Source organism: Clostridium sp. AM34-9AC (genome assembly GCF_003480225.1).
GTDB classification, from domain to species: domain Bacteria; phylum Bacillota; class Clostridia; order Lachnospirales; family Lachnospiraceae; genus Acetatifactor; species Acetatifactor acetigignens.
The window spans coordinates 53,871-63,008 of sequence record NZ_QUIU01000023.1 but is presented as its reverse complement, the minus strand read 5'-3'; the positions used below and the strand labels follow the sequence as shown (position 1 = coordinate 63,008).

Genomic DNA, 9,138 nt, shown 5'->3' with positions numbered 1-9,138 from the left:
CCTGGCTTTTTGCTTATGTGTGATAAAGAAGTAATAGAAGTGTAAAAAATTTTGCCGTTCCTATCCGGCACTTGCGCAGGGTGTCGGATAGGTCGGGCTTTATTCTTCGGGCAAGTCAATCTTGCCTACAAAGCTGTAATAAATATCAATGCGCTGGCGGCGTACTTCGTTCTCGTCATACTCACATTCATAAACAACGATTTTCTCCACCATTTCACGCAAAAGAGTGTGTGTCAGTTCTTCGATAGAAAGGTACTTGCGGACAACGCTCATAAACTTTTCAGCGTTTACCGTGGCTTCCTGTGCCTTGTCCAGCTCGCCCTGCAAAGCGGCGGCTCTGTCTTTCAGTTCCCGCTGCTCGGCTTCGTAGTCTGCGGACATTTCCATGAAACGCTCATCACTGATTTTCCCGTTTACATTGTCCTCATACAGACGCTTGATGTAGCGGGAAAGTTCTGCAATGCGGCTCTGCACCTGTTCAAGCTGCTTGGCTGCCGCCGCCAGCTTCCGCTTGCCGCCCATTTCATTCTGCTGGATAAGCAGCTTCACGAACCGGGCTTCGTGCTTCTGTGCATAGGCGGTCACTTTCCGCAGATTGTCCAGCACACCCGCCGTCAAAAGGTCGGTGCGAATGAAGTGCGCCGTACAGTCGGCGGTGCGCTTCTTATAGCTGCCGCAGATGTAGCAATCCTGCTTTCTCTTGTCGGTCTGATACCGCTGCTGGTACATCACATGACCGCAGTCGGCGCAGAACAGCAAGCCGGAGAACAAGCCCACATCATCGTAGCGGTTGGGGCGTTTGCGCTGCTTGCGTAACTCCTGCACCCGTTCCCATGTCTGCAAGTCGATGATTGGCTCATGGTGGTTCTCGAAAATCGCCTGTTTCTCAATGGGATTGTCTATGCTGTGCTTCATCTTGTAGGACGGTTTTTCCGTCTTGAAGTTCACAAGACAGCCTGTGTACTCCCGGTTTTCCAGAAGATGAACAACAGTATTGGTCGCCCACTTACATTCATAGCCGGGGTGGTAGCGGCGTGTGCTGCCTGTGCGCTGGTATTCCAGCGTCCCCGGCGTGGGGATTTGCTGCTCGGTCAGCATACGGGCTATCTTGGTAGGCCCGTTTCCGGCAAGGCAAAGCTGGTAAATCTGCTTGACTACCGGGGCGGCTTCCTCGTCAATGATGAAATTCTCGTCATCGTCCATGAGGTAGCCGTACACGGGCTTGCTGGTAACAGGCTTTCCGCTTAGACCTTTTGCTTTCTTAACTGCCTTGATTTTTTTGCTCGTATCTCTCACCATCCATTCGTTGAAAAGATTACGCAGCGGGGTAAAATCGTTGTCGCCCATTGCGCTGTCCACTCCGTCATTGATAGCGATAAAGCGGACGCCTTTCTGTGGGAAAAGCATTTCTGTGTACATTCCCACTTGGAGATAATTTCGCCCTAAACGTGACATATCCTTGACTATGACTGTGCCGACTTTTCCGGCTTCAATGTCTGCAAGCATGGCTTGAAACCCGGGTCTTTGGAAGTTCGCACCACTATAACCATCGTCCGTGTACCAGCAGAGATTGGTAAAGCCGTTCTGCTTGGCGTAGGTTTCTAAAATGCGCTTTTGGTTGGATATAGAGTTGCTCTCCCCCTGCAATTCATCTTCATGGGATAATCTCGGATAAAGGGCGGTAATAAGGTTTTGGGTTGTCTGTCTTAACATGGTTTCCTCCGTTTCCGACAGCCAGCCCCACTATTCCGTACTTTGATTGTACCATACAGCGGGGCGGCGTGTATAGCGGCAAAATGTGAAAAATGCTTCTTTACAGCCCGTCATATTGCCGATTTTTGCGTAGCGGTTTCCGCTTCCAGCACCTTAGCCATTTTGTCGGCTGCGGTTTCCGTGGCACTCTGCTTGAAAAAGCCGGACACCACAAGAACAGAGTTCCCTATGCGGATTTCCGTCACGCAGTCGGCGGGTGCGGTGCTTTTCATGCTGTGTTTGATATGCTCTTTTTTATCGGTCATAGGCAAACTCCTTTCAATCGTTCATCAGCTTTTTCAGCCGTTCCATTTTCTCCTGTGCCTTTTCCCTGCGGAAATTCACGCCGGAGCAGCAGACAGGGGTACACATCTCTGTTACCCGGTCATAAATCCGCTTGTGGGCTGTGTCCGGGGGATTGTTCAGCTCGTCAAGGCTTAGATTGGTCGTGACGATCAGCGGCTTTTCGCTTCGGTAACGACTGTCAATCACATTGTAGACCTGCTCTAAGCCGTACTCTGTTCCACGCTCCATTCCAAAATCATCAAGAATAAGCAGCGGATAGCGGCAGAGCTTGGAAATATATTCGTTCCTGCCCTCAAAGGTGGCGGCAAGGTCATTGAGGACAGCGGCGAAGTTCGTCATTTTTACGGAGATTTCCTGCTCCATGAGGGCGTTTGCAATGCACCCGGCAAGGTAGCTTTTGCCTGTGCCGACGCTGCCCCAGAGCAGATAGCCGATGTTCCCGGCTTTCATGTCCTCCCAATGCTCCACATAGAAACGGGCGGTTTTCATCTGCGGGTTTCTGCCGTTGTCATTGGCAAAAGTCCATTCCCGCATAGCCGGGTCGGTAAAGCCCAGGCGTTTCAGTTCTTCTACCTTGTCCCGGTGCTTTCTCTGCTGTTCGGCGGCTTCACGCTCCATGCGCTGCGCCCGCTGGCAGTCACACTCTGCCGGGTGTCGGTCACGCCCGAACAGGGCAACCTTATCAGCCGGAAAATAGGCTTCTTTCGGTGTCCGGCACTTGCCGCAGTAGAGTAGACCGTCCTCACCTGTGTAGTCCTCCGGCTCGGCGGTGGCTGCTGGTATCTGTAAACTCATATCTTCAAAAGCTGGTTTCATAGACTTTCTCCCTCCTTGTAGCTGTAATCGGGTATGCCCTTTTTCGGGGCAGCTTTAGCGGTATCGTCAGCCGCCCATCTGCGGATAGTGGCGGCATGGTTCTTGTATTTCCTCCCGGTAGAAGCGATATAGCCGGATAGCCGGTCAATGTAATACTCCCATTTGTCGGGCAGTTCTGCTTTCAGTTCAGAAAGCTCTGTATCTGTCAAAATCACATTTTTATATCTGCCGTAAGCTGCGGGGGCGGCTCGTCCCGGTTTTAACTCTCTCTCTTTTTCTATCTCTATATCTATCTCTTTCTTTATCTCTATCTCTGGTGGACAAATGTCCGCTTTTGCTTCGGACACTTGTCCACTAAGCCGTTTTTGCTCTGAAATCTTCATTCTTGCCCTGCGCTTACGCTCCCCCTCGGTAGAGGACTGACCGATGAAAAGCTCGATATTGCTCATATACAAAGCCCCGTTGTCCAGCGGTTCAACAAGCCCCAGTTTCATAAAGATTTGCAAAGCCCTCTCGACTGTGCCGACCTGCTGGCGGGTAATGGTGGCTATCATTTGGGCGGTGTAGGGGATATTTTCGTCAAGCTGCAAAGTGCCGCCGTATTTCAGCGATTTTAAGTACAGCTTCAAGAGGATATTGGAATACAGCATACCGTCCTGCATACTTTCCAGCAGCACGATAGCGTCATCGTCAAAATAGCTTTCTTTCAGTTTGAGGTAATAATATTTGCGGTTATCTGACATAATCTTGGTTCTCCTTATCTGTGGGGCGGGCTTTCCATCTCTTTGAATAATACCGGGGGCAGAGTACCACGATAGCCCTAAAACTCTGCTTGCAGTCATGGGTACAGCCCCGGCAAAGGGCATTGAAAGTAATGCGGTTTCGCTCATTGAGGAAGAACGCCCATTCCAGCCGCCGCTTCTTGCTCATTCTCGGCATGAAAAAACGCTCCTTTCTTCGGTTTGGTCGGGTATGAGGGGACAGGGGCAAAATCTGTATGTTCCCGGTGCCATTTTCGGGAAAAATCTGCCCTGTAAGCCCCGTTGGAAAGGTCAGGGGTATTGCGGATAGGGTATGGCATACCCCCCTGCCTTTTGTATGGTTTCGGTATCATTTCGGGGCGGTTTTTAACGCTCCTGTTCATGCTTTTTCTGTCGGCTCGGTGTGCCGTGTAGTATCTGCTCTGCGTTCCGTTTGGCGGTGGCAAGCTGCTCATACTCGGCTTTTGCGGTGCGGTAGGTGTTGTAAGCTGCGTTTTTCTCGGAAATGAGGGCTTCAATCTCCGTATTCAGCTTGGAAGTGGCGGGCAGCTTCTTTCCCGGTGCAAGCACCTTTAGCTGGCGCAGGGCAGCTTCATAGATGATAAATTCCGCTTCGTGGGACTGGCGGTAGTTCTCCGCTTTTCTGCCGGACAGCTTTTTATGAGCGTCAATGGTGGGGCGGGTGCGGCGGTAATCGTTGACAACCTTTCGCAGACTTTTCTTGTCGGAAATGCTCTGCTCAATGCCCCGCAGACTTTCCCTTGCTTCGGAAAGAGCTTTCCGGCTGCTCTCCACGGCTGCGTCCAGCTTGTCAAGGTCAAGCAGTTCGTTCTCCATGAGGAAGTTGTGGGTAGCCGCCATCTGTTTGAGGTTGTGCAGGGAAGCCCAACGGTCATAGCCCACGCCCTTGCCCTCAGCTCGCTTGGCTTCCCGGTCAACCATGCGCTGCAAGGTGTTGTCTGCCGGGGCGGTTTTTGCGGTTTTTTCCTCTCGCAAGCGTTCCTTTTGGGTGTGGGGGTATTCGGGTATGGCTGTGGTCTGTTCGGCGGCTCTGTGGGCGTTCTGCGTGAGCAGGGCAAGGACAGCAGCCTTGTCAAAATCGTCCCCCAGCTTCCGGGCTGTGATAGGCTTTGTCCTGTCCGGCGTGAGGTAGGAAAGCCGCCCCCGGCTCTCCTTGACAGTTACGCCCTCCCGCAAAAGCAGGGAAGCAAACTCGTCAAAGCTGCCAGCTTGGGAAAGTGCCTGCCGTATCGTCCGGCGCAGCTTCGCCTTGTCCGTTTCAAACTTGGTGGGCTTGGTCGGCTGTCCGGTGGCTTCTCTGGCGGCGTTCTCTTTATCAAGGGCAAGCTGCCCTTTCTTCTGCGCCCAGTATTCACGCTCGGTCACTCGGTTCTTGCTGCCATGCAAAAGGTCAATCTGATACAGATTTTCCCGGTGGCACATCTCCATGACTTCGGACTTGAAATATTCCATAGCTGCGTCTGTGCAGCGGTGCTTGCAGCCGTCCTTCGTGTCCGCTGGTCTGTCCATGTAGGGCAGAAGCGGGACGGCTTCAATCCGCAAGCTGTTTATGACGATATGCACATGAATGTTGCCAGAGTGATTGTGCCCGTCCGGGTGGGTGCAGACAATGGCTTGGTGTCCGGGGAAATGCTCGTTGCAAAATTCCTCGCCCAGCGACTGCGCCTTATCAACGGTCAGACCGTTGTCCGTTCCGTCCCGTGGGTCAAAGCTGATGATATAGTGGTGGGATTTCACATCTTCCCGTTTTTGGTTCTTGCCATAGCGGAGATTGGAGCGCAGACAGGCAACAGCAAAATCTTCTTCGCCGCAGTTCAGCGTGGCAAGGCGGTAGCCCTCACGGGGAACAAGCCGCCCGTTTTCATCAAGGGTGGGTTTCATGGTAAACTCGTCATGCTCAAAAGTGAGGTAGGCTTCCGCTGCTCCGTAGTCGGCATTTTTAGAGCTGATATGTTTGAATGTTGCCAACAGCTTCACCCACTTTCTGCAAGACTTCAAACTTCAAGGCTGCAAGGTCGGAAATGGCGGCTCGGACTTCGCCGGACAGGGCGTTATACGGTACGCCGTATTCGTTCAGATACCGGGCAATCTGATTGAGGTTGCCGCCGATCCTGCCGTATTCGGCGGTCAGCTTCCCGACAGCGGCAAGCAATTCATCATTGACCGGGGAAACGGTAACAATGGGGCGTATGGTTGCCCGTGTAATGGCTTGCCGGATAAATTCGGACTGGCTCATACCATAAGGGGCAAGCCGGGCGGTAAAGTCGGCGTATTCTTCATCGGTCAGCCGGGTCTTGACTACCCTGCTGCGGTGGGGCATGTTATATCGTTTCATAGGTGGTTGACCTCCTTTCTGTGCGTGGTGTCCTCTCACTAATAGGAGAAAAACGGGGTGTGTAGCGGAACTGTTTTTGAAATAATCCGAAAAGAATTTGCGGGAATTTTTCAAGCGGCGTAAGCCGCATAAGCAGGGTTTGGGGAAGGCACTCCCCAACAAGATTCCCGCAAGGACAAAATGAGCGATAAGCGAAATTTGGTACTGCGGTAGAATCTTGCTCTAAGAAAAGCACGCTCCGGCTCGGCGTACTTTTTGCTCAATTTCTCCTGTTATGTCCTACTACGGACAACTTGCAATTTTGCCAAACGGAACGGCAAACCTTTTTCAATGCCGCACACTTTAGGAGAAATGGGCGCAAAAAAAGCAGCAAACCTTTTTCAGATTTACTGCTTGTATGTGCCGCTGTAATGGGCGGCGGTTATTCAGTTGTATCGGGCGGGGATACTCGGCTAAAGCGAAACTTAAATAACGCTTTCAGCAGCGTTTCCGTGATGAAGTCCTCGGCTTCCTTGTCAGCTTGTCCGCTGATACGGGAAGCATAGCGTATTCGCCGCCCATAATACTGCAATACGGTGTTGACCGCTTCCGGCTCGCCGCTGGTAGCCTGTACGATTGTGTCATAGGGGAGAAGCTCGTTATTCCTCATGCGCCAGTCCCTCCATTTCCTCGTAAAGCTGCTGTATGGCTTTTCGGATATGGTAGCCCGCTGCACTGCGGCTGCGTCCGTACCGTCTGCCGATTTCATGCTGCGGCATACGCTTAAAAAAGGACAGATAGAGCATTTCCTGCTTCTGCGCTGGCAGACGGGAGAGGGCTTGTACCAGCAGCCCATTGCTTAGGATAACGGTATCGCCGCAAAGATGGACGATGTATTCCTCGTCCGGCTCCGGGGCTTTGAAATATTCATCTGTCGTGCCTAAAGGATAGTGCTTTTCATCTGTGATGTAGTCAAGGGATATTTCTCTTTTGTGTTTCCTGCTCCATGTCCGCAGCGCTGTGTAGCTGGCATTGCGGATAACAATTTTACAAAAAGCGTGGAATGTGTACTCGATATGCTCTTTGTATTCTTCTGTGCAAGTCATAGGAAATCCCCCCTTCCCTCCGCAAAGAGTTGTGGCTGGTTGATAGTTGCTTTTTATGATGACAAAGGGCGGCAGCACTTTTTGCTGTCGCCCCTTGATTACCCATTTGCGAAACCGGGCGGGGCTGTCAACGGCGGGCTTTAGCCCGTTCATCTTGACCGTTGACTGCTCCGGCTGGGTTTGCTATTTGTGTTTTAATCACTTACCTAAAGAAATTATTTTTCTTTCCACGACTTTTCAAGAAAATCTGTTAATTCTGGGATTTCCATCTGTTTTAGACCAGTTATATTTCCATTTCTATCTCTTTCTGTAATAATGCCAATATCACCGTTTGCAGAGTGTACCTCAGTTCCTTCAAAAGTTCCATCGGTAGCCCGGTTATCAGCAAAATAGCAGACTGACTTACCATTAAAAAACAGCTGGTTTTCGTCAGAATTATAGGTTAAACCGTATTGCTCATACTGTTCTAAGTTATTAGCAGTTTCTTCGTAAATCTGTTTGTTGATTAGTTCATTAAATGCCTTTTGTTCTTCCGTAAGCCCTTTTTCATAGTCTTGGTCAGTGGTATCCCGAACATTTTCAGCTTTGCTTTTTTCAGGTTGAGTTGAAGAAAAAACAGCATATACGCCACCAACCATCAAAAGCATTACGGCAAGAGTGAGAATAGGAACAATTATTTTTTTCTGTTTCATCATAATATTAAATCCCTTCTTTTTGCAAGTTGATAAGTATAGTATAGTGTTTTCCTCCTTTCACCCATAAGAGCAGCACCATCACAGAATGTTACACATGATTTGCAGTTTTTTAAGCTCTAAAGTATAAAGAGTAGCTACCTCACACAAAGATAGCTACCCTCAAATTTTATGCAGCTTTACTCGAAAATATCTTTTGGTGCAGTAGGTAATAAATCGCCTTTCTTCCAAATAAGCTCACAATTATTAGGTGTACCATAATATACAGCAATGTAGTCCTTTTTTTCATGGTTAAACCCATAATTCATTATTTCGGTTTCTCCATCGGATAATTCTTCTTTGATAACCGTTCTTAATACAGAAATATACAAGTTTCTATTTTCGTCTGTGTAAGTCTTAATTGTTCCTCCACAGTATCCGTCAAGTAGTTCTAATCTAAAAGTAATCTGTTCATCGGTCAGTGAATATGCCGAGATTGAAATTTGCTCTGGGCTTACCATGCTATTTTGTCTTATAAACAAGGCATAATATGTTCCAAATATCGCTGTAAGGACGATAGTCGTTATTACAATTCCTATGATAAATGACCTTAATAGTGAACGTTTCCATGAATGTGCCATCTTCCCCATGACACTGCTTTGTATGCTTTCAGCATTTTCCTTTGTATCAACCACACATTCTGTTTTTAGCTTCTGAAAAATATTGGAACACTTTTCACATTCCTGCAAATGCTCCTCAATCATTTTTCTGCTGTCTGCTGAACAAACTTCATCATAATACAGCGGCAACATATCTTGAATGATGTCGCATGAAATTTTACTCATAACTTTCCTCCTTTACTTGTTCAATGATTTTTAATTTAGCTCTATGAAAGGTTACTCTTGCCCAACTTTCTGTTTTACCAAAAAGTTTTGCTATATCCTGATAACTTAATTCTCCTAACACCCGTAAAGAAAAGACTTCCTTATATGGCTCTGGTAAATTGTGTAGCAGTTTATGTATTCCAAACGCCTGCTCTCTTTGTCCTAACAAAATCTCTATGGAATTAGTATCAACTATTTCATTCTCTACAGAATTAAGGTCGATATTTCTTTTCCTGTGCTTCTCATACAAGAAAAATGAATGCTTCGCAATTTGGCACAGCCAAGTCGTTATTTTACAGTCACCTCGAAAGTTCTCATAGCTTTTCATAGCCTTAAAAAAAGTATCTTGCGCTAATTCTTCTGCAAGTTCTTCATCGTGGCAAAGAGCTAACAGATATTTATATACATCTTCAAAATATAAGGTATATATGTCACTAAAATTAGGGGTATTCAATTATGCACACCTCCTTTCAGCAATAAGAGCAGGCAAGTAACATTTTGTTACAA

At 48.4% G+C, this 9,138-nt stretch carries 12 protein-coding genes; all 12 read right to left on the bottom strand.

All coding sequences use genetic code 11. The features are described 5' to 3' along the window. Nucleotides 1-99: 99 nt before the first annotated feature. The 12 genes from DW835_RS13530 to DW835_RS13475 all read right to left on the bottom strand — a co-directional run bounded on the left by DW835_RS13530 (nucleotide 100) and on the right by DW835_RS13475 (nucleotide 9,085). Entirely contained in the window at nucleotides 100-1,713 is a 1,614-nt protein-coding gene (locus DW835_RS13530; protein ID WP_009255332.1) for a recombinase family protein, read from the bottom strand. A 110-nt stretch (nucleotides 1,714-1,823) separates the two neighbouring features. Continuing rightward, the gene (locus DW835_RS13525) at nucleotides 1,824-2,018 is read right to left on the bottom strand and encodes a transposon-encoded TnpW family protein (protein WP_118731290.1); all 195 of its coding nucleotides are present in this window, start codon (nucleotides 2,016-2,018) and stop codon (nucleotides 1,824-1,826) included. Between the two features lie 13 nt (nucleotides 2,019-2,031). Then, nucleotides 2,032-2,874 carry an ATP-binding protein gene (locus DW835_RS13520; protein WP_009255334.1) on the bottom strand — a complete coding sequence of 281 codons (843 nt, stop codon included), beginning with the start codon at nucleotides 2,872-2,874 and terminating at the stop codon, nucleotides 2,032-2,034. After that, nucleotides 2,871-3,617, bottom strand: coding sequence for a phage replisome organizer N-terminal domain-containing protein (locus DW835_RS13515; protein WP_009255335.1), 747 nt, complete (start codon nucleotides 3,615-3,617; stop codon nucleotides 2,871-2,873). Before DW835_RS13515 ends, DW835_RS13520 begins: the two co-directional genes overlap by 4 nt. Then, nucleotides 3,607-3,813: a hypothetical protein gene (locus DW835_RS13510; protein WP_009255336.1), complete on the bottom strand. Its 207-nt coding sequence runs from the start codon at nucleotides 3,811-3,813 to the stop codon at nucleotides 3,607-3,609. Before DW835_RS13510 ends, DW835_RS13515 begins: the two co-directional genes overlap by 11 nt. Nucleotides 3,814-4,001: 188 nt before the next feature. Beyond that, a complete protein-coding gene (locus tag DW835_RS13505; RefSeq protein WP_044983951.1) occupies nucleotides 4,002-5,624 on the bottom strand; it encodes a relaxase/mobilization nuclease domain-containing protein in 1,623 nt (540 codons plus the stop codon). Continuing rightward, nucleotides 5,596-5,991, bottom strand: a complete 396-nt coding sequence (gene mobC, locus DW835_RS13500) for a plasmid mobilization relaxosome protein MobC (RefSeq protein WP_009255338.1) — start codon at nucleotides 5,989-5,991, stop codon at nucleotides 5,596-5,598. Before mobC ends, DW835_RS13505 begins: the two co-directional genes overlap by 29 nt. Before the next feature lie 421 nt (nucleotides 5,992-6,412). After that, nucleotides 6,413-6,640: a helix-turn-helix domain-containing protein gene (locus tag DW835_RS13495; RefSeq protein ID WP_055230545.1), complete on the bottom strand. Its 228-nt coding sequence runs from the start codon at nucleotides 6,638-6,640 to the stop codon at nucleotides 6,413-6,415. Then, entirely contained in the window at nucleotides 6,630-7,076 is a 447-nt protein-coding gene (locus tag DW835_RS13490; protein WP_055230544.1) for a sigma-70 family RNA polymerase sigma factor, read from the bottom strand. Before DW835_RS13490 ends, DW835_RS13495 begins: the two co-directional genes overlap by 11 nt. Before the next feature lie 215 nt (nucleotides 7,077-7,291). After that, nucleotides 7,292-7,771: a hypothetical protein gene (locus DW835_RS13485; RefSeq protein ID WP_118375090.1), complete on the bottom strand. Its 480-nt coding sequence runs from the start codon at nucleotides 7,769-7,771 to the stop codon at nucleotides 7,292-7,294. Nucleotides 7,772-7,947: 176 nt separating this feature from the next. Next, complete coding sequence (locus DW835_RS13480; RefSeq protein ID WP_055230542.1) at nucleotides 7,948-8,592, bottom strand: zf-HC2 domain-containing protein; 645 nt, start codon at nucleotides 8,590-8,592, stop codon at nucleotides 7,948-7,950. Next, the gene (locus tag DW835_RS13475; protein WP_055230541.1) at nucleotides 8,585-9,085 is read right to left on the bottom strand and encodes an RNA polymerase sigma factor; all 501 of its coding nucleotides are present in this window, start codon (nucleotides 9,083-9,085) and stop codon (nucleotides 8,585-8,587) included. Before DW835_RS13475 ends, DW835_RS13480 begins: the two co-directional genes overlap by 8 nt. Nucleotides 9,086-9,138 lie beyond the last annotated feature (53 nt).